Source organism: Aeromonas sp. Y318-3, assembly GCF_027706185.1.
GTDB classification, from domain to species: domain Bacteria; phylum Pseudomonadota; class Gammaproteobacteria; order Enterobacterales; family Aeromonadaceae; genus Aeromonas; species Aeromonas veronii.
Genome location: NZ_JAPDCN010000010.1, coordinates 54186 through 75411, shown reverse-complemented (window position 1 = coordinate 75411; position 21226 = coordinate 54186). Strand labels below are relative to the sequence as shown.

Annotated in this window: 34 protein-coding genes and 1 other RNA gene; 30 read left to right on the top strand and 5 right to left on the bottom strand. The window is 55.8% G+C overall.

Features of this window, described 5'->3' with window-relative positions:
* Positions 1–32 precede the first annotated feature (32 nt).
* From OKB77_RS14805 to OKB77_RS14760, 10 genes are all read left to right on the top strand, one after another.
* Positions 33–635 carry a hypothetical protein gene (locus tag OKB77_RS14805; RefSeq protein WP_005353403.1) on the top strand — a complete coding sequence of 201 codons (603 nt, stop codon included), beginning with the start codon at positions 33–35 and terminating at the stop codon, positions 633–635.
* Positions 619–1170, top strand: a complete 552-nt coding sequence (locus OKB77_RS14800; protein WP_005345956.1) for a transcriptional regulator — start codon at positions 619–621, stop codon at positions 1168–1170. The genes OKB77_RS14805 and OKB77_RS14800 overlap by 17 nt, the downstream gene beginning before the upstream one ends.
* Positions 1171–1226: 56 nt before the next feature.
* On the top strand, positions 1227–1475 hold the full coding sequence (locus tag OKB77_RS14795) for a hypothetical protein (RefSeq protein ID WP_013723693.1): 249 nt from the start codon (positions 1227–1229) through the stop codon (positions 1473–1475).
* Positions 1476–1494: 19 nt separating this feature from the next.
* Complete coding sequence (locus tag OKB77_RS14790; protein WP_270817913.1) at positions 1495–1674, top strand: hypothetical protein; 180 nt, start codon at positions 1495–1497, stop codon at positions 1672–1674.
* Positions 1675–1684: 10 nt separating this feature from the next.
* Positions 1685–2305: a DUF3164 family protein gene (locus OKB77_RS14785; RefSeq protein WP_270817912.1), complete on the top strand. Its 621-nt coding sequence runs from the start codon at positions 1685–1687 to the stop codon at positions 2303–2305.
* Positions 2306–2317: 12 nt separating this feature from the next.
* Complete coding sequence (locus OKB77_RS14780) at positions 2318–2512, top strand: hypothetical protein (RefSeq protein ID WP_270817911.1); 195 nt, start codon at positions 2318–2320, stop codon at positions 2510–2512.
* A gap of 7 nt (positions 2513–2519) precedes the next feature.
* Positions 2520–2589: hammerhead ribozyme type II (locus OKB77_RS14775), an RNA gene on the top strand.
* A gap of 45 nt (positions 2590–2634) precedes the next feature.
* The gene (locus tag OKB77_RS14770) at positions 2635–2892 is read left to right on the top strand and encodes a hypothetical protein (RefSeq protein WP_148610690.1); all 258 of its coding nucleotides are present in this window, start codon (positions 2635–2637) and stop codon (positions 2890–2892) included.
* Positions 2879–3145, top strand: a complete 267-nt coding sequence (locus OKB77_RS14765; protein WP_270817908.1) for a hypothetical protein — start codon at positions 2879–2881, stop codon at positions 3143–3145. Before OKB77_RS14770 ends, OKB77_RS14765 begins: the two co-directional genes overlap by 14 nt.
* Entirely contained in the window at positions 3145–3597 is a 453-nt protein-coding gene (locus tag OKB77_RS14760) for a gp16 family protein (RefSeq protein WP_270817906.1), read from the top strand. The genes OKB77_RS14765 and OKB77_RS14760 overlap by 1 nt, the downstream gene beginning before the upstream one ends.
* A 1-nt stretch (position 3598) precedes the next feature.
* Here OKB77_RS14760 and OKB77_RS14755 read toward each other — a convergent pair whose 3' ends face one another.
* A complete protein-coding gene (locus OKB77_RS14755; protein ID WP_060585867.1) occupies positions 3599–3892 on the bottom strand; it encodes a hypothetical protein in 294 nt (97 codons plus the stop codon).
* 113 nt (positions 3893–4005) lie between these two features.
* On the opposite strand from OKB77_RS14755, the gene OKB77_RS14750 reads away from it, so the two are divergent.
* Positions 4006–4437 carry a Mor transcription activator family protein gene (locus OKB77_RS14750; protein ID WP_270817903.1) on the top strand — a complete coding sequence of 144 codons (432 nt, stop codon included), beginning with the start codon at positions 4006–4008 and terminating at the stop codon, positions 4435–4437.
* Positions 4438–4462: 25 nt separating this feature from the next.
* Here OKB77_RS14750 and OKB77_RS14745 read toward each other — a convergent pair whose 3' ends face one another.
* Both OKB77_RS14745 and OKB77_RS14740 read right to left on the bottom strand, forming a co-directional pair.
* Positions 4463–5611: a DGQHR domain-containing protein gene (locus OKB77_RS14745; RefSeq protein WP_270817902.1), complete on the bottom strand. Its 1149-nt coding sequence runs from the start codon at positions 5609–5611 to the stop codon at positions 4463–4465.
* Positions 5608–6138 carry a hypothetical protein gene (locus OKB77_RS14740; RefSeq protein ID WP_270817901.1) on the bottom strand — a complete coding sequence of 177 codons (531 nt, stop codon included), beginning with the start codon at positions 6136–6138 and terminating at the stop codon, positions 5608–5610. Before OKB77_RS14740 ends, OKB77_RS14745 begins: the two co-directional genes overlap by 4 nt.
* 269 nt (positions 6139–6407) lie before the next feature.
* Here OKB77_RS14740 and OKB77_RS14735 point away from each other — a divergent pair, with 269 nt between their 5' ends.
* The 13 genes from OKB77_RS14735 (at position 6408) to OKB77_RS14675 (ending at position 14955) form a co-directional block, all read left to right on the top strand.
* Positions 6408–6983 (top strand): glycoside hydrolase family 108 protein, encoded by a 576-nt coding sequence (locus tag OKB77_RS14735; protein WP_270817900.1) that lies wholly within the window; start codon positions 6408–6410, stop codon positions 6981–6983.
* Positions 6980–7297 (top strand): hypothetical protein, encoded by a 318-nt coding sequence (locus OKB77_RS14730; protein ID WP_270817899.1) that lies wholly within the window; start codon positions 6980–6982, stop codon positions 7295–7297. Before OKB77_RS14735 ends, OKB77_RS14730 begins: the two co-directional genes overlap by 4 nt.
* The gene (locus OKB77_RS14725) at positions 7290–7511 is read left to right on the top strand and encodes a hypothetical protein (protein WP_005353373.1); all 222 of its coding nucleotides are present in this window, start codon (positions 7290–7292) and stop codon (positions 7509–7511) included. Before OKB77_RS14730 ends, OKB77_RS14725 begins: the two co-directional genes overlap by 8 nt.
* 21 nt (positions 7512–7532) lie before the next feature.
* A complete protein-coding gene (locus tag OKB77_RS14720; protein ID WP_244776889.1) occupies positions 7533–7760 on the top strand; it encodes a TraR/DksA C4-type zinc finger protein in 228 nt (75 codons plus the stop codon).
* Positions 7741–8055, top strand: a complete 315-nt coding sequence (locus tag OKB77_RS14715; RefSeq protein WP_016350122.1) for a DUF2730 family protein — start codon at positions 7741–7743, stop codon at positions 8053–8055. The genes OKB77_RS14720 and OKB77_RS14715 overlap by 20 nt, the downstream gene beginning before the upstream one ends.
* On the top strand, positions 8052–8348 hold the full coding sequence (locus tag OKB77_RS14710) for a VpaChn25_0724 family phage protein (protein WP_270817898.1): 297 nt from the start codon (positions 8052–8054) through the stop codon (positions 8346–8348). Before OKB77_RS14715 ends, OKB77_RS14710 begins: the two co-directional genes overlap by 4 nt.
* Before the next feature lie 2 nt (positions 8349–8350).
* On the top strand, positions 8351–8926 hold the full coding sequence (locus tag OKB77_RS14705; protein WP_270817897.1) for a DUF3486 family protein: 576 nt from the start codon (positions 8351–8353) through the stop codon (positions 8924–8926).
* Entirely contained in the window at positions 8926–10485 is a 1560-nt protein-coding gene (locus OKB77_RS14700) for a terminase large subunit domain-containing protein (RefSeq protein WP_270817896.1), read from the top strand. Before OKB77_RS14705 ends, OKB77_RS14700 begins: the two co-directional genes overlap by 1 nt.
* Positions 10485–12068, top strand: coding sequence for a DUF935 domain-containing protein (locus tag OKB77_RS14695; protein ID WP_270817895.1), 1584 nt, complete (start codon positions 10485–10487; stop codon positions 12066–12068). The genes OKB77_RS14700 and OKB77_RS14695 overlap by 1 nt, the downstream gene beginning before the upstream one ends.
* A complete protein-coding gene (locus OKB77_RS14690; RefSeq protein WP_270817894.1) occupies positions 12068–13555 on the top strand; it encodes a phage minor head protein in 1488 nt (495 codons plus the stop codon). Before OKB77_RS14695 ends, OKB77_RS14690 begins: the two co-directional genes overlap by 1 nt.
* A gap of 35 nt (positions 13556–13590) precedes the next feature.
* A complete protein-coding gene (locus tag OKB77_RS14685) occupies positions 13591–13791 on the top strand; it encodes a hypothetical protein (RefSeq protein WP_270817893.1) in 201 nt (66 codons plus the stop codon).
* Complete coding sequence (locus OKB77_RS14680; RefSeq protein WP_270817892.1) at positions 13791–14246, top strand: phage virion morphogenesis protein; 456 nt, start codon at positions 13791–13793, stop codon at positions 14244–14246. The genes OKB77_RS14685 and OKB77_RS14680 overlap by 1 nt, the downstream gene beginning before the upstream one ends.
* Before the next feature lie 145 nt (positions 14247–14391).
* Positions 14392–14955 (top strand): hypothetical protein, encoded by a 564-nt coding sequence (locus tag OKB77_RS14675; RefSeq protein WP_270817891.1) that lies wholly within the window; start codon positions 14392–14394, stop codon positions 14953–14955.
* Between the two features lie 181 nt (positions 14956–15136).
* Here OKB77_RS14675 and OKB77_RS14670 read toward each other — a convergent pair whose 3' ends face one another.
* Positions 15137–15586, bottom strand: a complete 450-nt coding sequence (locus OKB77_RS14670) for an HNH endonuclease (RefSeq protein ID WP_270817890.1) — start codon at positions 15584–15586, stop codon at positions 15137–15139.
* Between the two features lie 246 nt (positions 15587–15832).
* Positions 15833–16627: a hypothetical protein gene (locus tag OKB77_RS14665; RefSeq protein WP_270817888.1), complete on the bottom strand. Its 795-nt coding sequence runs from the start codon at positions 16625–16627 to the stop codon at positions 15833–15835.
* A 146-nt stretch (positions 16628–16773) separates the two neighbouring features.
* Here OKB77_RS14665 and OKB77_RS14660 point away from each other — a divergent pair, with 146 nt between their 5' ends.
* From OKB77_RS14660 to OKB77_RS14635, 6 genes are all read left to right on the top strand, one after another.
* On the top strand, positions 16774–17988 hold the full coding sequence (locus tag OKB77_RS14660) for a phage protease (RefSeq protein WP_333563165.1): 1215 nt from the start codon (positions 16774–16776) through the stop codon (positions 17986–17988).
* An 80-nt stretch (positions 17989–18068) separates the two neighbouring features.
* A complete protein-coding gene (locus tag OKB77_RS14655; protein ID WP_270817885.1) occupies positions 18069–18977 on the top strand; it encodes a Mu-like prophage major head subunit gpT family protein in 909 nt (302 codons plus the stop codon).
* A 231-nt stretch (positions 18978–19208) separates the two neighbouring features.
* Positions 19209–19586, top strand: a complete 378-nt coding sequence (locus tag OKB77_RS14650) for a Rho termination factor N-terminal domain-containing protein (protein ID WP_270817884.1) — start codon at positions 19209–19211, stop codon at positions 19584–19586.
* On the top strand, positions 19552–20013 hold the full coding sequence (locus OKB77_RS14645; RefSeq protein ID WP_270817883.1) for a gp436 family protein: 462 nt from the start codon (positions 19552–19554) through the stop codon (positions 20011–20013). Before OKB77_RS14650 ends, OKB77_RS14645 begins: the two co-directional genes overlap by 35 nt.
* Positions 20010–20456: a phage tail terminator protein gene (locus tag OKB77_RS14640; protein ID WP_270817882.1), complete on the top strand. Its 447-nt coding sequence runs from the start codon at positions 20010–20012 to the stop codon at positions 20454–20456. The genes OKB77_RS14645 and OKB77_RS14640 overlap by 4 nt, the downstream gene beginning before the upstream one ends.
* The gene (locus tag OKB77_RS14635) at positions 20456–21205 is read left to right on the top strand and encodes a hypothetical protein (protein WP_333563168.1); all 750 of its coding nucleotides are present in this window, start codon (positions 20456–20458) and stop codon (positions 21203–21205) included. Before OKB77_RS14640 ends, OKB77_RS14635 begins: the two co-directional genes overlap by 1 nt.
* Positions 21206–21226: the final 21 nt, after the last annotated feature.

The following is a 21226-nucleotide window of genomic DNA, read 5'->3' as shown; positions in this document are numbered from 1 at the left end:
GCCAATAAAAACAAAGCACGGGAGGGATTCCAGTGGTTGATACAAAAGCAACGCTAATGACGTTGCAAGCCTGGGAATGGATGTGCCAGCAAGAGACTTTTCTGATCAAGGACGTGATCGCCGTGACGGGAATGTCGGAGGCACATATCTACAAGGTCGTGCGTGACTGGTTGGCCGCTGGCCACCTCATTAAACACCCGGACGGCGTGGTATCCCGCCCGGCCTATTTCAAAGTGGTTAGCGCCCAATACGTGCCACCGATTGGCAAAAGCAGTGGCCAGAAGCGGCCAAAATGCCGGAACAAGCGCAAAACCAATCAACAGAAAATGTGGAACACCATGAAGATCAGCCGCTTCTTCACCCTGACAGACCTGATGCTGACGGCAGAGACGGGTCAGAAACAAGCCTGGTTTTACACCGATAGGTTGGTGAAAGCCGGTTACGTCAAAGTTCTGTTCAAAGTTGACAGTTTGCTGCCTGTTCCCGCCAGACACGGCCTAACAGGACGCTATCAGCTGGTCAGGGATACAGGCCGTTATGCCCCGCTGTGTCGTGACCATGGTTGCTGGGATCAAAACCAGCAGCAGTTATACCCGTTCCAACGGGAGGAGGAGACACATGGAAACGTGGCTTGAGGTGTTGCAGGCCGAAGTGGCGGCCAGCTCGCTGGCCCAGGTGGCCGAGAAGCTTGGGCTCTCTCGCACCACCATCAGCCAGGTCTGCAACGAAAAGTATCCCGGCGATATGGCAAGGGTACAGACCCTGGTGGAAGGGGCACTGATGGGCAACAAAGTGAGGTGCCCCATCCTGGGGGATATCCCGGCGCATCAGTGTCTCGCTCACCAACGCCGTGGCCCGAGCGAAGTGGGCAGCAGTCCGATGGATATCAAGCTCTGGAAGGCATGCCGCAGCGGTTGCCCCCATAGCCAGCTGACCGAGGCGCAGCAACTGCGCCGCCCGATGCGGTTATCGGTAGAGCAGGGCAAAGGGTCGCAGAAAATGGCTCGCTATGACGCCGAGGCAACCCTCTCCAGATTGCGCCGTCAGGCTAAAAGCGATGGCGACAATGCCAGCAGCAGCCTGCGCATTCTAAGTGAACTGCTGGCCGAAGAGCTGAAAATCATGGCCATCAAATACAACCGGCTGCTCGACAAGCAAGAAGGCAAATAAGGGTTGGCAGGGCTCTTTCGCGGTGGGCCCGGTGACGAGATCACAAGGAGAACGGGATGAAAAAGTATCTGCACAGCAATTTGCAAAAGACCGCCGAGCAACTCAGCCACTGGCTCACGGCCAAGGGATATGACGTTCGCACCAGTCGGGTTTGCCATACCCCGCTGCTGGCGGTTACCGGGCCACTGCCCAAAGAGATGCAGGCGCGCGCCGTGTTGAGCCGTGAATGTCTGGCGGGCGTGGTGCGTGAAGTTGCCCTGGTGCGCTTTGGCGGGTGCCTGCTGCACTGGCGCCAAGAATCCTGAAACTGGCAAGGGGGATGAGATGAGCAAGATCCAGCTTGAGATAGAAGACGAGGCGCTGGCGCGGGTGGTGCTGCGCCAGTTACCCAAGTTTCTCGAATTCTGCAGCGCGACCCACCAAGAGGAGCTGGCGAGCGCGACAACAGAGCAGTACAGCGCCGTGATGTGCCCTTCGGTGCCCGGCAGCAACAAGATCCATTAAGGAGAAGCCCATGGAAGAAGCACAAACCAGCAGTACCACCCCGATGCGCCAGAACGCCCAGGGGCACTGGGTACCGGAAAACCTGATCGCCCCGGCAGACAAGCTGCGCGATGAAGTGGTGCTGGCCATTATCGCCGCTGCTCGCGAGCAGCGCGCACAGCTGGCCGCCTTCAAGATTGGCGCCATGCAACAGATCGCCGACTTTGTGGATCTCTCCGCCGAGCAGTACGGCGTGGCATGGGGCGGTACCAAGGGCAACGTGACCCTGCTCAGTTTTGATGGCCGTTACAAGCTCATTCGGGCAGTGGGGGAGCACCGTAAATTTGATGAACGGATCCAGGCCGCCAAAGCGCTGATCGACCAGTGCATCGAACGCTGGAGCGATGGCGCCAGCAGCGAGATCCGCGCCCTGGTAGACCATGCCTTTCGGGTATCCAAGAGCGGTCATATCGATGTGAACCAGGTGCTCTCCCTTCGTCAGCTCAATATCGATGACCCGGATTGGCTGCTGGCCATGCAAGCCGCTGTTGATGCCATCCAGGTGACAGGCACCAGCCAATATCTGCGGCTCTACGAGCGTGACGCTCACGGGCGTTACATCCAGATGAGCCTGGATCTGGCCAAGGTATAGGGAGGAGGCGTGATGGAGATCAACGTAGAAAAAGCCGAAGAGCAACTGCTGCTCTGTGAGCAGATCACCGAAACCGAGGGCACCTGCTACCCCGACGACACCTATGAGGATGGCATCAAGGCCGCCTTGCTCTGGGCGCTGGGGTTGGGGCCAGCCCCCCTCAATGCCGAGGAGTATCAAGGGATGACGCCACTGCAGTTTGAGTAATAGCCCGATGCGAAACAGGGCGGCGATGCCGCCCTGTCTGCCCGGTGTGGTGGCCGGGTACTGATGAGCAACCAAACGATCTGGGCCCAGGTCTTCACCGTCTTGATACAAGGAGCACGGCGATGACCAAAACAGAGATGGATATTCGGCTTACCAAGATATTCAGCAGCGCAGCCATTGCACTGGTAGCTGCTGACAAACGGGCTGTGTGCAAACAGCTCAAGCAGTTTGATAAAGAGGCGCGCGCCCGTGGTTTTCACGCGCTGGCCGGAGAAGCCTGCCAGATGCGCTGGCAACTGGTGGCCGAACTGCAGCAGGCCAAATCGGCCAGAGATTGTGGTGGGGTACACGAAGCCGGGGATCGCCATGGCCATCTATAGTCCTCTGCTGGCCCCTCATATTCTGGCTCGCCGCCTGCTAAGCGGTCGGGCCTGCATCACCGAACTGGGGCTGGAGCAGCGCTGCCCCCGTTGTGGCGAGTTCTGGCCATGGGATACCGAGTTTTTCGGTGTGGCGAGTGATGCCACCCGGCTCTCCAGCTGGTGCAGGGGGTGCCTCAATGAACACTACCAACAGCTGAGGGTGGCCGGGCAGCACCATGACAGTAAGGCAGAACGGGGAGGGGATAGGTGATGGATAAACGCAGCAGACTGATCCGGTTGGTACAGGTAGGGCGCCGTGCGTTGGCGCTTGATGATGAGTGTTACCGCGACCTGTTGGCCAGCCACACAGGCAAGCGCAGCGCCGCCCTGTTGAGCGAGCAGGAGCTGGAACTGGTGCTGGCAGCCTTCAAGGCGGCGGGCTTTATTCCCAAGCCTGCTCGCCATGCAGCCAACAGACGGCTGAGTCCTGCGGCCGGTAGTCATCTCAGGGTCAATGAAATTGCCAAGGTCAGGGCCATCTGGTGCGAGATGGCCCGCCTTGGCATCGTCAGGGATGGTTCGGAAACCGCATTAAACCACTGGGTGCAACGGATGACTGCCCGTTTAAACGGTGGGGTAGGGGTGGCCGAGGTGGGCTGGCTGGATGCGCCTCTGGCCGTCAAAGTGCTGGAGGCGCTGAAAAAGTGGAGCAGTCGTACCTGAGTTAATCAGGAATACGCCCTGCTTTTTCTAGCCGAGCCAGAGTGATCATTACCCCTTTGACCAAGATGATCAGGCCAACTACTGCTGAGGCGACCCAGATGATTTGCAATATATCGATCATCCCATCTCGCATCGGGCCTTGAGCTGGAAGGTTGCTGATTAAGAATGCAGGGAAAATAGCCAACCCAAAGGCAATGATAAAAGCAATGACCGCAGGCCATAGAGCATAGGGGTCTCGCTGGCTTTTCGCCGTTAGATCCAGCAGCCATTCAACCAATCGTTCGCTCCATTTCATTCGTCTCAATCTCCCTTTGATAACGAGGGACTCAGTATGCGCTAAAAAATGTGCGCATAAAATGGCCTGTGTTCTAATCGGTGCACCGCTTTTTCTATTTTGTCGGGGGAGTCATGGAACAGAATCAGGATCTCTTTGCCGATGATCACGCTTCGCTGGGGCAGCTTGTCGATCGCCTCGACCAGATCCCGGCCTCCGAACTGACGGCCAAATGGCCCAAAGCCCTGAGTGAGCTGGTCGATGTGCTGGCCTGCGAATTGGTCAGAGGGGGAATGGAGCCGGATCTGGCCAAGGCTCAGGCCCGCAAGTTGGCGCTGGTACAGGCCCATTACATGGGGGGCCGTGCCTACTACATCCCCACCGGGGATCATCTCAAGGCCGCGCTGCGTGATCGGGCCATCTGGGATGACTTCAATGGACGCAATATTGACTTTATTTCTCGTAAGTATAAAGTTTCAGTGCCACAAACATATGCGATTTTAGCAAGGCAACGAGAAATAAATAAAAAATCAATTCAGATTGATTTGTTTTGTAATAGTGGCTAGCAAAATTACTAGCCACTAAAAATACTTATTCAGTTAGTGTTTTTATCATCTGGCGCAACTTCTTAGCAGATAGTGGGAGAAGGGTTTTTCTATCTGGAGACCACAGATTCTTAGAGAATATACTCCCATTCAAGAAGAGGTCTTTTTCACTTACTTTTAATACCGCACGTTGAACGTCACACCCTTCAGATAATAGCTTTATGATGGCGTCAATATAAATTTCCCATCCTATTGGGCGATAAAGAAGATGATTGTTAGCATCTTTGCCTCTATATTTCATAACAATCACTGATGGATCTTCATGCAAGAATATCTCGCGTAGCTGCAAGATCTCATTGAAAGAGTGTTTGTATATTTCGGTAGCCAGTCTGTATAATTTGGCCTCCGTAGTAATATCAATTTTTGTATCTGACACTTTTCCTACTGTACAGCCAAGGTGATATGCACAGATTTTTTCAACACAGTCAAATATATTGCCAATAGTTGTGACGTTTTGATGATCTCTGAGGCTTCCAACAGTAAAAGATATATAGTTTTCTCGTAAGAAATCAGTATTTTCTACAAGATATCTAGTAATGCAAGCGCAGATGTCATCTTCATCGAGAGCTATTATTGACTCCCTAGAAACTAGTTTTGCTTTTTTATTTAGTGTGGTAAACAATCTTCGAGAACGCTTGATCCCATCAGCGGTATTTCTATGAGAGATAAAGATAACAGGTAGTTGCTCCAACCCCATGGGCTCATTGTCTATCACAGCTTTTTTTATTCCGGATAAACGATGCTGACCATCAAGAGCAAATATTTTTTCATCTTTTGATAGAGATAAGTACCCCAAGCATTCCTTGGCATAATCTGGCATTTCTAAATTAGCTGCTTCATCATTATTAGGTTCAATTTTGTCGAATCCATGCCATTTAGGATCACCATCATATATTGCAACGACAAGAGAGTTAAAGAAACGTTCTTCGTTGTTTTTTAGATAATCAGCTATTTCTATTGCTCTCTCATCATCCAGATTACGTTGTATCATTTGAGATAATTGTTTATTTGTGTGAAGCTCTTTAGCAAACCGAATTAGAGATGCAATATCTTTAAGCTGCATTAGACATGTATACGTTACCCATGAACCAATAGTTCCACGTAGGCATGGAATAACTAACCGTGAGTTAGTCATATGTTGACACCTCTTCGAATTGGTCTAAGTTCAGCATGGAAATCATTTGTGTTATATGGCGGCATGAAAATACCAGTTAAAACCTTTTCTATGTCGCCTGTAGAAGTGCCATTTTCTACGCATGCATAATGATATGTAAGATGGCCATCCCATAAATTTAACATGCTATGTATAGTTGCTCTGGTCATATGTGACTTTTCACGTCGATAATCTCTAAAACGAGCTTGAATTGTATTTCTAGAGTCAACATCCCCAGCTTTACCTACGTATAAAATATATGAGTTAGATGGGAGGTTTGCATGTCTAAAATTAACAGAGAATGCATATACACCTTGCTGATCTGGTAGATTGGGATTAGCAGAGTTGAACTCAAATGAGTTCCATTCTAGGGCGGGTAACTGCTGGGTTGTAGTAAATAGGCCAGGAAAAAGGATGAAATTTTTCTTATACTGTGACAGCGCAGCCTCTCGTAAAGCATGCGGATTCATTTGCGCGATATGTGCATCTAAGATGTCTAAAACTCCCACACAATACCCCCATTATTTTTATATCTGGGAAATAATGCCAGCAAAGTTATACAGGAGCAATGATTGTAATTTTTGTGTTTATTAATTGAGCGCCTCTAAATATCAACATTTTTAATGTAATACTATTCCTCCTTTTTGTTTTTCGTGGGGTTACTGCATGGTGGTCAGGATGGTGTCATGAAGTAATGTTTTGCACTAACCCACCATAAACCCATGCCATAGAGGCCCCTCGGTACGCTGCTGATAACGCAGTTCACCGAGGGGCCTTTATGTTATCACTCGCTCTTAAATGGTTGCTTCGTCCCGATGTGGAAGGGGGCGAGGTCAACCATCCCGCCGACCGTGGTGGTCATACCAAATTCGGCATAGCCGATGCTGCCGATGGCAAGAAGGACGGCATGGCCGACCTCGATCGGGATGGGGTACCTGATATTGCTATCGGTGATCTGACCCCGGCCCATACCGAGCCCTTTTACCGCCAGAACTACTGGGTACCCGCCCGCTGTGACCTGATTGCCAGCTTAAGCCCGGCACTCTCTATCGCCGTGTTTGATGCTGCGGTGCATCACGGGCCGAAACGCGCCATCCAACAGCTGCAGCAGGTCTTGGGGGTGATGGCAGATGGTCGCCTTGGCCCAGTGTCGATTGGCAGGCTCAAGCAGCAACTGGGCGCCAAGGGCGAGGGCCAGTTGTTGCTGGCTCTGATGATGCAGCGGGCCTGCTTCATGCTCGGCATTGTGCGCAAAGACCCGAGTCAGTGGGCCAATGCCGATGGCTGGATCAACCGGCTGTTGCGTCTGCAGAGCTACCTCCTTTCCGACGTGGTTGGCGAGGTGGTGGCATGAGCGTGCTGACCATCAAGCAACAGAAGTCGGCGGCCGCGATCCAGGCTGCGGGCTGCTTTGGCATCCCTGAGCTCAAGAACCCCCGTTATCTCGCTTGCTTCAAGGATGGGCGCAAAGCCCATCTCAAGGCCGCTCTGGCCAATCAGATCGCTGACCCGAAGGCGATCCCGCTCTATAGCCACCACAAGACCCGTCAATCCCTGTTCGAGAAAGGGTGGCGTTCGGTGACCGAACTGGATCGCCTGCGGGCCCGTGCCCGTCATTGCCAACCTCCGTTATTTCAACCCCAAAAGAAGGAAGTCCATCATGCCTGATTCCCTGTTACCTCAAGCGAAGTCTGCCTTCAAAAGCCGCACCGTGATCGGTGGTGTGATTGCCGTGGGGGCCGGTATTGCGGGCCTGTTCGGTGTGCCGGTCGATGCGGGTACCCAAGCCAGCCTGGCATCCACCCTGGTGGATCTGGCCAGTGCGGTGGGTGGCCTGCTCGCCATCTGGGGCCGGATCAAGGCGACCCATACCGTCCGTTAGTAGCCATACGAGAGAGGTCATGTGACAGACCATATAGACCGCGCCCAGCAGGCCGATGCCGATCGGACTGGGCGCATTATCGAAGCCCACCAGAACAGGGCAAGGCCACACGGCGATGGTATCTGCTGCGATTGTGACGAAGCGATCCCGCCCTCCCGCCTTGCCGCCGAGCCTGGTGCTGAGCGCTGTATCGAGTGCCAGACCTTGTATGAGCGCAAGGAGGCGACCCGTGTGGGAATTCATCGTTAAGAACTGGGGGCCGCTCTATGCGTTGGCCAGTTTGGTGGGTCTGGTGGTCATCATCTTGCTCTCCAAGACTTACGCCAAGCGCGAAGACCTCACAGCCCTGGTGCAGAGAGTCCAGCGGGTGGAGCAGGTACTGGCTGATCTGCCGAGCGAGCGTGAGCTGCACAAGCTGCAGCTGGAGATCAGCGAGCTGCGGGGGGAGTTGCGGGAGGTGAAGCCGGAGCTGCGCCAAGCCCGCCGCCTTGCTGATCTGCTGCTGGAAAATGAGCTTGCCGCGGTACAGAAGGAGAAGCCATGAACATTCAACAAATATTGGACGCCCAGCAGCGGCTGGTGATCCTGCGCTCCCTGCTGGATATCGGTGGTGCTGCCAACGAGTCAATCCTCAATGACTGCCTCGACCAGCTTGGTACCGGTCGGGTGACGCGGGATCGGGTAAAGACCCTGCTGGCCTGGCTGGAAGAGCAGGGGCTGGTGCGCATCGAGCGGCTGGCCACGGTGCAAGTGGCTCACCTGACCGGTCGGGGGCAGGACGCAGCAGAGGGCCGTGCAACGGTGCCCGGCGTCAAGAAACCCAGGGCGGAGGATTGACCATGGCCGATAAACCGACCCGAGGCCGCGCCAGCAAGGTGTGGCTGCTGCCTGAGTCCATCCGTAACGAGCTCAACGAGATGCTGCGGGATAAGGGCAACAGTCAGGCCGCCATCCTGGATGAGATCAACGGCCTGATCGAGGAGGCTGGGCTACCCGATGATCTCAAGCTTTCCCGCTCCGGGTTGAGCCGTCATGCCAGCCAGGTTGAACAGGTCGGCCAGCACCTGCGGGATTTGCGTGAAACCACGGCCGCCTTGACCTCTCAGCTTGGCGATAAGCCGATGGGGGAGACCACCAAGCTCATTCTGGAGCTGGGTCGTTCCCAACTGTTCAAGGCGATGCTGGCTCAGGTGCAGAACCCGGAGGAGGCGGTGGATATCGACATGCTGAAAAACGCCATGCTGGCGGCCCAGCGGCTCGAATCGACTGCCATGCAGAGTCATAAGCGGGAGAAAGAGATCCGCCAGGCATTTGCCGAAGAGGTGGCCGCCAAGACCGAAGCCATTGTGACTCAGGCGGGCTTGAGTGGTGAAGCCGCCGCCGAGATACGCCGCGAAATCCTGGGGATTGCCTGATGACCGTCATTGCTCAGACCCCTATCGCCCAGCAGTTGGCCCAGACCCTGGGTACCGAATATAACCCCGACGAGGTGTTGCTGCCGTACCAGCGGATCTGGATTGCCGACGATAGCCTGCTCAAGATCGCCGAGAAGAGCCGCCGTACCGGTATCACCTGGGCAGAGGCTGCTGATGCAGCCCTGACGGCCGCCAAGACCAAGACGGCCGGGGGTTGCCACCACTTTTATGTGGGCAGCAACAAGGAGATGGCCCGCGAGTTTATCGATGCGGTAGCGATGTGGGCCAAGGCGTACAACAAGGCGGCCGGTGAGATCCAGGAGGAGGTGTTCACCGACGATGAGGATAAAGCGATCCTCACCTTCGTGGTCTATTTCGCCTCTGGCTTCAAGGTGCAGGCGCTCTCCAGCAACCCCTCCAACCTGCGGGGGATGCAGGGCAATGTGACCATCGACGAGGCCGCATTCCACGACCGACTGGCCGAGGTGTTGAAGGCCGCCATGGCGCTGACCATGTGGGGCGCCAAGGTGCGGTTGATCAGTACCCATAACGGTGTCGATAACCTGTTTAACCAGCTGATAAACGACAGCCGAGCGGGCCGCAAAGAGTATTCCATCCATACCATCAGCCTGGACGATGCCTGCCGCCAGGGGCTCTATCGTCGGATCTGCCAGGTCAAGGGCGGCCTTTGGACACAGGAAGCCGAGGACGCCTGGAAGGCGGGGCTGCTCAAGGCTACCGCCACCGAAGAGGATGCCCTTGAGGAGTATTTCTGCGTACCCAAGCAGAGCAGCGGCGTCTATATCAAGCGCACCCTGATTGAGCGGGCGATGCAACCGGATATCCCCATTCTGCGCTTTACCGCCCCCAAAGACTTCGAACTGCAGAGCGAGGAGGCCCGCAAGGCGCTGGTGGATATCTGGTGCGAGGAGAACCTCAAGCCCTGTCTGGATACGCTCGATCGCAGTTGCCGCCATGTGCTGGGGGAGGACTTCGCCCGCAAAGGGGACTTGTCGGTATTCGTGCCGCTCTCCCTCGCCACTAACTTGCGCAAACAGGTGCCTTTTGTGGTGGAGCTGGTCAATGCCCCCTATGAGAGCCAGCGCCAGATCCTGTTCTACCTGCTGATTGGGCTACACCGTTTTACTGCGGCGGCCTTCGATGCCACCGGTAACGGCGGCTATCTGGCAGAGGCTGCCCGCTTGCGTTGGGGGGCCGGGATGATTGAGTGCGTGATGCTCAATGACCCCTGGTATCGGGAGTGGATGCCCAAGCTCAAGGCAGAGTTTGAGGATGGCAACCTGACCATCCCGCGCCATGCGGACGTGCAGGATGACTTGGGGAAAATCCAGGTCATCAACGGCATCCCCAAGATCGACAAGGGCAAGAACACTGGCCAAGGGGGCCAACAGCGCCACGGTGACTTTGCAGTGGCGCTGGCCATGGCGGTGCGGGCCAGCTGGATGGAGGGGGGCGCCATCGAGTTCACCCCGCTGCCCAACAAGCGCGATGAAGCAAGGGGCGATAACCATCATTCGTTCGAGAGAGGGGCCTGGTAATGGGCAGGATCATCGATATCAACGGCAATCCCCTGCGGCTTGAAAAAGAGCCGCAGACCGAGAACTCGGCGGCGCTTGCCCAGTTGCGCCGTCACTACAGTGAACACCCCACGGTGGGGCTTACCCCGAGCAGAGCGGCAGCCGCATTGAAGGAGGCAGAACAGGGCAACCTGATCGCCCAGTGCGAGCTGGCCGAAGATATGGAGGAGAAAGACGCCCACCTGCAGAGTGAACTCGGCAAACGTCGCCGCGCTCTGCTGGGGGTCAGCTGGACAATCGAGCCGCCCCGCAATGCCACCCCGGCGGAGAAGCGTGACAGTGAGATGATCCGCGAGCTGATTGAGGATTTTACCTGGTTTGATGATGCCATCTTTGACGCCACCGATGCGGTGCTCAAGGGGTTTTGTGCCCAGGAGTTCTGCGGCTGGGAGCTGGTGGAGGGATTACAGCTTCCCAAGGGCATCATCTGGCGCGATCCCGCCTGGTTTCAGACCCACCCGGACGATCGCAACCAGCTGCGGCTGCGTGATAACAGCTACGAAGGGGTAGCCCTCAACCCGTTTGGTTGGCTGCTGCACAAGGCCAAGTCCAAATCGGGGTATCTGGCCCGCACCGGCCTTGTCCGTACCCTGATCTGGCCGTTTCTGTTCAAGAACTACAGCGTGCGGGATCTTGCCGAGTTTCTGGAGATCTACGGCCTGCCGGTGCGCCTTGGCAAATACCCGGAAGGGGCGACCGAGAAAGAGAAGGCCACTCTGCTGCAGGCGGTGCTCTCCATCGGTCATAACGCCGGGGGCATTATCCCGCGCGGGATGGAGATTGAGTTCCAGAACGCCGCCAGCGGTCAGGCCGATCCCTTTGTGGTGATGATGGAGTGGTGCGAGCGCTCCATGAGCAAGGCCATTCTGGGGGGCACCTTGACCTCGCAGGCCGACGGCAAGAGCTCGACCAATGCTCTGGGTAATGTCCATAACGAGGTGCGCCAGGAGGTACGGGATGCAGATCTCCGCCAGCTGGCCGCCACCCTGACCCGCGATCTGGTCTATCCCCTCTATGCCCTGAACGGCAAGAGCTATCAGGGGCCGCGCCGTAGCCCCCGGCTGGAGTTTGATGTGACCGAGCCGGAGGATATGCAGCAACTGGCAGGGCCGCTGCGCACTCTGGTCTCTATCGGCATGAAGATCCCGACCCAGTGGGTCTATGACAAGTTGCAGATCCCGGTGCCCACCGCTCAGGAAGAGGTATTGGCCATTCAGGATAATCGGGGGACAACAGGGGAGGCAGAGCTCAAGGCTCGGCTGCCCCGTCAGGGACTGGCGACCCTGGCTGCATATAAAGCAGCGCAGGGAGATAACAACGATGCCCAGTTGGCCCGGCTACAGGCCGAGGCCGCCCCTCTGCTGGCGGGAATGACCGATGCTGTCCAGGCGCTGGTGATGCAGGCCACTACCCTGGAAGAGATCCGGGATGGCTTGTTGGCACTGGAACCTGAACTCAGCCATGACGAACTGGGGGCGCTGATGGCACAAGCTATCGCCGCCAGCGAGCTGCTCGGCATGCTTGAGATGGAGGAAGGGCACTGATGCCCGTTCGCTCTTCACCAGTCAGATATGGCTCCTTGCCCTTTGCCGAGGCGATCGCCTTCTTTCGCCAGAAGCTCGATATGCCGAGCGAACGCTGGGCCGATGTGTGGCGCGATGCCCATAACCGCGCCTTTATGGTGGCGGGGGCCACCAAGACCGATCTGCTGGCTGACCTGCGCGGGGCGGTAGACAAGGCGATCAGTGAAGGGCAATCCATCGGGGCCTTTCAGAAGGCGTTTAAGGAGATTGTGGCTCGCCACGGTTGGGAGCATACCGGCCCGGCTTCGTGGCGCTCCCGCGTCATCTTCGAGACCAACCTGCGCCAGAGTTATAACGCCGGGCGTGAAGAGCAGATCCAGCGTATCAAGCACAAGCGTCCCTATGCGCTCTATCGTCATGGGGACTCCGAGCACCCCAGGGAGTTGCACCTCAAGTGGAACAATCTGGTGCTGCCGGTGGATCACCCCTGGTGGGAGACGCACAGCCCCAGTAACGGTTATGGCTGCAAGTGCAAGAAGTTCCTGCTCTCAGAGGCCGATCTCAAGCGGCGCGGCTTGGTGGTCGGCAAGGCCCCGGATGATGGCGAATATGAGTGGGTGGACAAGGCCACCGGGGAGTTGCACAAAATTCCCAGAGGTATCGATCCCGGCTTTGATTATCGTCCCCAGACTCCGGCAGACCTGACCAAGGCGGTGGCCAAGCGCGAAGCGGCCAAGCCTGCGTTGGCCGAGCGACTGCCAGAGCGGATAGTGGAGAGCGCCTTTTCCAGTGTCAAAAGTGTCACCGCCCAGGGTTTGAGTGATCTTCTGGCCAAGTTGCCAGCCCCCCAGCGCGAACCATTGGCGGCGTTCCTCAAGGCACATCCGGTCAAAACCCTGTTTATCAAGCAGACCGAAATGGGGAAGGGGGCGGCCGGGCTCAAAGTTGCCCCGGCTATTGCTGATTACCTGGGCAAAGATCCCTATCTGGTGCGCTCTTTTTACTATTCGCGCCGGGCCAGCAGGGTCAACGGCTTTACCGCAACCAGCTGGGATCATCTGGTTATCAAGGTAAAGGGGGGCGATACTTTAAAGACGGTGGATATGCAGGCGGTACAAGCAGCGGCTGCCGACGTGTTGGCTGATGCCTACGCTAATCGCGGCCCGCGCCAATTGCTGCCAAGAGGCGTCAGTGGTGATGCCTTGCGCCGTCACTGGAGTGTGTCGGCCAATGTAGGCGATAAACTGGGGGAGTCGGCACAGCGGATCTCGACCTGGTTGCATGAGCTTGGCCACCAGGTTCACTTCTGGGCCGGGGAGCCCAATCTCAACGGTATCGGCCTGATTACCGAATATGCCGGAACCAATGGCAAAGAGATGGCGGCCGAGGCGTTTGCCGCCTGGGTGCTGGCGAGGGAATCCATGCTGGAGCACTTTCCCGAACTGGCTAAGAGAGTGGAAGCCATGTTGGCCAAAGCTACGGCTGCCACTACCAAGGGCGGCCGCTAGCGGCCCCGGAGATCAAAACATAAAGGAGCGAGATAATGACCTTGCTGGAACAAGCCAGCGCCCTCCTGGCACAGGATGGCCCCTTTACCCTGGCGCAAGCCAAGGCGCTGGATGCTTTGTGTGAGCAAGCCCGTGGTGAGGAAGCTGACCTGATGGGGGATCTCTGGGAGGCCGCAATGGCTAACGCAGATGAGGACGCGCTGCACTATATGACCACCTTTGAGGATGAGTTCTGATGGCCGGTAGCTTTATCGCCATCAGCCACCATGGGGTGGCCGATGCCTTTGAGCTGCTGGCCAAGCTCTATCAGCAAACCGGTGATCTCAGTGAGCCACTGGCCGATATTGGCGAAGGGCTGATGCTGTCACACCGGGATCGCTGGGATGCCCAAGAGAGCCCGGAAGGGGAGCCCTGGGCCCCGCTCTCGGAGAAGTACCGTGCCCGTAAGCCCCGCCATGCTGATGAGGTGCTGCGCCTCAACGATGATCTGCGCGATGCCCTCGACTATCAGGTCGATCCCCAGACCCTCTACTTCGGTACGCCCATGGTATACGGTGCCGCCCACCAGTTCGGCCGTGAGGATACTCACTTGCCAGAGCGCCCCTATCTGGGGTTGTCAGAGGAGGATAAACAGAGTGTATTGGAGATTATTAAAGGCTCGCTCAACGATATTGACACCGATATCAAATAAAAAACAAAACGCAATCAATACCCCACAGTATGCAACAAAGCTGTATGCGGGCTGAATGGGGGTTGTATGAATCTTTCTATTATCTATAAATCCAGCCGCTGATATTGCATTATAAATATATGTGAATTAGATGGTGGATAATTAGATGCAGAAGGTTGTTTTATTTTTTAGTGTTATGTTTTTCCTCTCCGGCTGTGCACAAATACAACACTACAAAGATTATTCAAAAACATTTCATCAACCTCAGACTGTTTATGTCGGTGGTGAAATATATGCAGTGAACAAGACTCGCGATTTGCCAAATGCATTTGGCAAAGCTGACATCTATGGTGGGAAAGTCCAAGAAGGTATGTCAGAGTTACGCTTTATGGGATTTGACTCTGACGGTATGGCAGTTTTGAGATTTACAGATGTCAACATTCAATCCAATGAGAATGTGTTTACCAGATATGGCAGGAATAGTGTTGTGGCAAACACTAATTCATTTTCAACGCTCAATGTAAATAATTATAGTGCCGTTGGCACAACAAATAGCAATACAGTTGTAACGCAATATCAAAAACCAGATGCACAAGTATATGCACTACCACCTAATACTGCAGAGTTTAAATTTAATCCTGCAGATAAAAAGTTAAAGATGGATGGTGTAACCATTGAGATTCTTGAAGTTGGTAGTAACTCAATGTCTTACATGTTGTCAGAGTCTTAATCTATTGGGCAAAGCAAGCATAATGTGTGCGATGTGGTAGGCATCGCACATTAAATATTACCCCAATGGAGTCCTGCGCGGACTGCGCGCTTGTGATGCTCCATGCTGCGTTCGTATCACCCGCCAGGGCGGATGGTCAGCCTGATAGCAAGGAGTGAGCCATTGGCGCGGTTAAACAGCCTTAAACACCATTGGTTTTGTTCCCCTTGACCTTGCTGGTGAGCCCTTTGGGAAACCAGCCCCCTTTACCTACCCGCGTCCGCACCTTTTTCTGATACTGCTCAGGGGATAGCACCTTGGGCGTTTTGTGGCGGGTGCCGTTGCAGTGCCGACAGGCTGCCACGATATTGGTTGGCTGGTTTGAACCGCCGTTGCTGCGTGGCTGTAGATGTTCCCCCGTGCACTGCAATAGCCGGGCTTCGGCAGGGGTGAGGTGATATTTATGCATCAGTGCGGCAGGGGAGGCTTCCCACATCGGCAGTCCGCAATAGAAGCAGTGAAAGGATTGACGAACGGCAGCTTGGTGGCGTTGTTTGGCGATGTTACCCATGGTCGTGACCTCAATCATCAGTTTGATATTGAAGTCCGTGACGGTATGGATTGGATGGTGGCCGGACGGACTTCGGTTCAAGTTGAAGTCCCGTCGGCCTGCATAGGCTCAGAGCGGGTACTGACCGGCACAACCGGATCAGCCTTACACCGCTCTCCTTACGATACAGCGGCAGTCAATTGATAGCGGGTTTTGGAATGGATGTAAAGTGAACAGTTAAGTGGGGTAATGTTGATCTCGTTGGGATCTCTTCTGCTAAGTGAAGACCATGCTTCTAATCAGCGTTGTTGCTTGGCATGGTTCGGGGTTTAGGTAGTTGTTAAATATTTATGTTCTTCCCATCGGTACTTTTGTTCTTCCATTAATCTGCTTACCATAAGCTTTAACCATTAGGTCGGTAAGTTCAGGGATGTCAAAAATATGAATAAAAGGCACTGATATGTGATTTTTGTTTTTTCTTATTACGCCCGGTTTCGCGCTCAAAGGGGACTTCAATCCAGGTTGGAAGATTTCAACAAAAAAACCTTCGAAGATGAAACAATATGAGAGGTCAGCAGAAGCAGATGATTTTTTCCTTGTAAAAGGTGAGACAATAAATCCCTTGAGGTTGGTTAGGCTAAATCCCCCCGCTGGGGTTCTATCAATTAATCTAGATAATTTAACGCTAATTTGACATGTTGGAATGGGTAAGTCATTCATTAGAGCTAACCGTAATTTTTCTTTTGCTAAAGGCTCAATATATACACTCCTATATTGAGGGTGGCTTGAACATGCCATGCGCCAAAGGATAGAAATAAAGTACATGTTCATTTTATGCAGATTTATACCTGAGAAACGCACGCCATTTTCAGTGATTTTACTATCCCCCACCTTGGCTCTTAGTACCCCCAGACCATACTTTTCATATTTATCATTTAGTAGAGTTTCACATTCTTTGCATAGCTGGCTTTCTGCCCAACTATCACTGCTGTATTCATTTACTCTCTCATCATTATTTGATATGGAAATTGCTTTGCCTGCATTTTTTCTGGATATTTTTTTGAAAATAGCATTGCCAATTGCGTGAGATTTTTGTAGCTCAGAATGTTTTCTGCACAGCCTGCAAATTTCTTTATTACTCATACAAGCGCCACATGTGAAAGTTATATGTTTGAATTTATTGCAATAATCACATGGGCAGCCATTGTTATCAATAGCTGGGCTTTTTACGATAGTAAATTTTGAACAGTAAACTATGCACTAACCCACCATAAACCCCGCCCCCCTTCATGCCGCCGCACTATGGCGGCATGAACATATCCAAGACTCCATACTCAGCGCCCTTCGTGGCCATCCTCCAAGCCAACCCCGTCAGCGGGGAGCGGTTGGCGGTGCTCGATGCGCAGCTCACCCCTCAAGGCGATGGCTGGTACCAGCTGCTGCCGGTCGGCCCGTTCAAGGCCCGTGATGGTCGCCCGTTTGATGTTGCGAGTGGCCACTGGCAGCTGGACGGGCAGATCGCTGCAGCCCTGATTGCCCGTGCCAAAGCGCTTGGGCAAGACATCCTGATCGATTACGACCACCAGACCCTCAAGACTGACCAGAACGGCCAGCCAGCCCCTGCGGCCGGTTGGTACAACAGTGACGAGATTGCATGGCGCGAAGGGCAGGGGCTCTTTATCAAGCCGCGCTGGACGGAGCGGGCTGCGGCCCTGGTGGCAGCCAAAGAGTATCGATTCCTTTCTGCAGTCTTTCCCTATGACGCCCAGGGCCGCCCGCTGGAACTGCGGATGACCGCCATCACCAATGATCCCGGTGTGGTGGGCATGCAGGCGCTTGCCGCTTTGAGTGCGTTACCAGCATCAAGTTCTACCCAACCCGGCCTGCTGGCCACCTCATCCCATGTTGCACAACAGGAGAAATCCATGAACGAACACCTGATCGCGCTGCTCGGCAAGCTCGGCATCCAGCCGGGGGCCGATGGCCAGTTTACCGCCGAGCAGGGGACTGCCGCTCTGGCTGCTCTGGATACCCTGCAGGCCAGCGCCAAGAAAGCGCCGGAGCTGGAGGCGGCACTCACTGCCGAGAAGGTATCGCTGGCTGCGCTCAAGGCGACCGTCTCCACAGGGCAGGGTGGCCAGATTGACCTGGCCAAGTACGTACCGGTGGAGACCTATAACGCCCTGGTGACGGAAGTGGCCACCTTGAGCGCCAAGGTCGAGACCACGGATGCCGCAACCCTGATCAAGGACGCCCGTACCCAGGGCAAGGTGGTGGCCGCCGAAGAGGAGTATCTGACCGCATATGCCGCTCAGAAGGGGGTGGCCGCCCTCAAGGCGTTGCTGGAGCCCCGTCCGGCGATTGCGGCACTGGCCGCCAGCCAGACCACCCAGCTGACCCTGCCCGATCGAGCGGAGAATGCGGTGCTCTCGGCAGATGACAAGTATGCCGCCGATCAACTCGGTATCAGTTACGAAGAGTTTGCCAAGGCAAAAGGCCGGTAGGTTCGCTTAGCCGCGCAGCGGCGTAATCGGACGAACGCGACCGCCAGACCAACCTGTTTAACCAGAGAAGGAACACCCGTATGGCCATTGTTACTCCCGCGCTGTTGCAGGCCCTCTTCACCGGCTTCAAGAAGAACTTTGAAGACGCCAAGGGTGAAGCGCCTGCCCAGTACACCAAGATTGCCACCGTGATCAAATCGACCACCAAGTCCAACACCTATGGCTGGCTGGGCAAGTTCCCCAGTCTGCGCAAGTGGGTCGGTGATCGGGTGATCGAGTCGATGAAGGCGCACGGTTACCAGATCGTCAACGAAGACTTCGAGGCCACCGTGGCGGTCGATCGCAACGATATCGAAGATGACGAGCTGGGTATCTATGCCCCCCTGTTTCAAGAGATGGGTCTGGCGGCAGGGATCCACCCCGACGAGCTCTGTTTCGGTCTGCTCGGTGCTGGCTTCACCACGCCTTGCTATGACGGCCAGTATTTCTTCGACACCGATCACCCGGTCTATCCCAAGGCCGATGGCACCGGTACCCCTGTTCTGAGCGCCAACCTGGTGGTGGATGCCGGTTATCAGGGTGAGCCCTGGTTCCTGCTCGATACCAGCCGCGCCCTCAAGCCGGTCATCTTCCAGGATCGCAAGTCGCCGCAGCTGATTGCCATGACCAAGGTCGATGACGAGGCGGTATTCACCCGCAAGGAGTTCCGTTACGGGGTCGATTGCCGTGATGCCGCAGGCTTTGGTTTCTGGCAGCTGGCCTTTGCCAACAAGCGGGCGCTGACCCCCGACAACCTGTGGGATTCCTTTTCCAAGATGCGGGAGTTTCAAGCCGATGGCGGCCGCAAGCTCGGGGTGAAGGCCACTTTGCTGGTGGTTCCGCCCTCCCTTGAGAAGCTGGCGACCCAGATGCTGGAGCGAGAGCTGGATAGCAGCAGTAGCAACGAGCTGAAAGGCAAGTTGGAGCTGGTGGTGGCTGACTACCTCTAACCCTGCGTTATGCCTGTTTGCTGTTTGTTTAAAAGACGGGGGTTAAACAGCTGCCAAGCCCAGTTTAACCCTCGGTTTAAACAGCCTCTCTATCAGAGACGACGAGGAAAACATGAGATGGAACAAGAGATGGAACTGGCTATTCGAGTGGGCATTTATTGCCAAACAGGGTCAACAGTTCGTCAGGTCTATTTTCGTGCGGGCCTGCCGATTGCACCGGGCAAGTCTGAGATGGTTGTGTCGCCTGAGCAGTGCGCGACCCTGGAGAGCGACCCGCGTCTGGTGGTCGTCCGGTTGGCTGAAGACGCCAGTCTTCAGGCAGGTGATGCACCATCGGCGCCTGGGGATCTGGACGCAACACTGGGCGTCCTGACCAGTTCGGGCTATCTGGCCGGTGTTGCCACCCAGAATAGTGACGCCACCCAGGCGGGCAAGGTCACGCCGCTGGCCGAGATGAAGGTCGATGAGCTGCGCGAGCTGGCGGTGCAGATGGGTATCCCGGAGGCGACCAAGCTCAAGAAGGCCGAACTGGTGACGGCGATCGCGGCGACCGAAGTGCAATACCCGGTCAAGGATGAGCAGTCATCTGGCCAGAACGGAGAGCAGTGATATGTATGCCAGCGTCAATGACATGGTGATCCGCTTTGGCGAGGCCGAGTTGCTGCGCCTGGCCATGACGCCGACCGGTGAGCTGGATCAGGCGCCTATCACCATCGCCCTGCAGGATGCAGGCGCCTTGATCGATGGCTATCTGGCGGGTCGCTATCCCTTGCCGTTGGCCCATATCCCGAGTGCCCTGGTACCTATCTGCGCCGATATCGCCCGTCATCGTCTCTATGGTGAACAGGCACCGGAGCAGATAGCCAAGCGCAATGAGGCGGCCCTGGCCTTTTTGAAATTGGTTGGCAAGGGGGAGCTGGCGCTGGGGTTGGCATCCGATGGGGCCACCCTGGAGAGCCAGAACCTGGCTCAACTGCAGTCGGATGGGCGCGTCTTTGGCCGGAGTCAGGGGCGCGACAAGGGGGGCTTTCTATGAGCCAGCTTGCCAACCAGTCTGGTGCCGAACTCGACTACCTGCAGGCTGGCGAGCGGCTGCGTGAGCTGCTGGCCCCCCTCAAACCTGCGGGGCTCAAGGAGGTGTTTGTGGCCACCGATGTGGCGGCCATCGCCAATCTGGGCCAGCACAGTCCGGCGGTGCATGTGGTCTATCAGGGCGAACGTGAGAGCGAAGGCACCCAGTCAGGCCGGGCCAGCAGCTTTGATCAGCTCTGGTTGCTGGTGCTGGTGCATCGTGCCAGCCCCAAGAAGGTCAGTGCCGGAGTGTGGCTTGCCCGCATCCTGCAGGCCGTCAGTGGGCGAGCATGTGGTGATAGTACCTTTCGCCGGGTCACCCCACCGGTAAAACCCAGTTACAGCGGCGGTGCGGCTTATTTGCCGCTTGCCTTTACTACCCGAGTGAAATTCAAAGGAGAGCGATGATGAGCGAAACACTGCACCTGGAAGGGGATCTCTTTATCGAGACCTTTGTGAACGGGCTCTCGGCCGGGGTGATTGGCCCCATCGATGTGGATAGTCTGGAAGTGAAACCCGACAGCCAGAAGATCTCCATTCCCAGCAAGCGCAAGGGGCAATATGGTCAGGCGCGGGAGAACTACCACATTCCCAAGCCTGCCATGGTCACCATCAAGACCACCGAGATCCCGCCTGTGCTGCTGGCCGCCGCCTTTATGGGTCTGGAGAGCCCCATCAATCAGGGGGCCGGTACGATGACTGATCTGCAGGTCGTTCTGCCCGCCTGGCCGAAGTGGGCCCAGCTGGGCAAAAGTAATATTGCCGCAACCGGTCTGACCATCAAGGAAGGGGCCACCGCGCTGGTGGTGGGTACCGATATCGAGGTTAACTATGCGCTCGGGCTGGTACGGGCGATCAAGGGTGGCTCGGTGGCGGACGGCGGCAACTTGACGGTCAGCGGTAGCTATAACGCGGTGACTGGTACCCGCATCGCGGGCAACATCCAGCCGGAGATCAAGGCGCGACTGTTGCTCGATGGCCGTAGTATTGTCAGCGGAGAGGCCATCAAACTGACGGTGCCCCGTGCCAGCTTGTCCCCCAAGAAGGCGGTGGACTTTATGAGCGACAAGCCCATCGAGATCGAGCTGGAGGGAGAGCTGCTGGCCGTGGATGGCGAGACCGCCCCCTTCTATGTGGATCGACCGGTGACGGTGTGATGTTAGATAGTAGAACAGCGG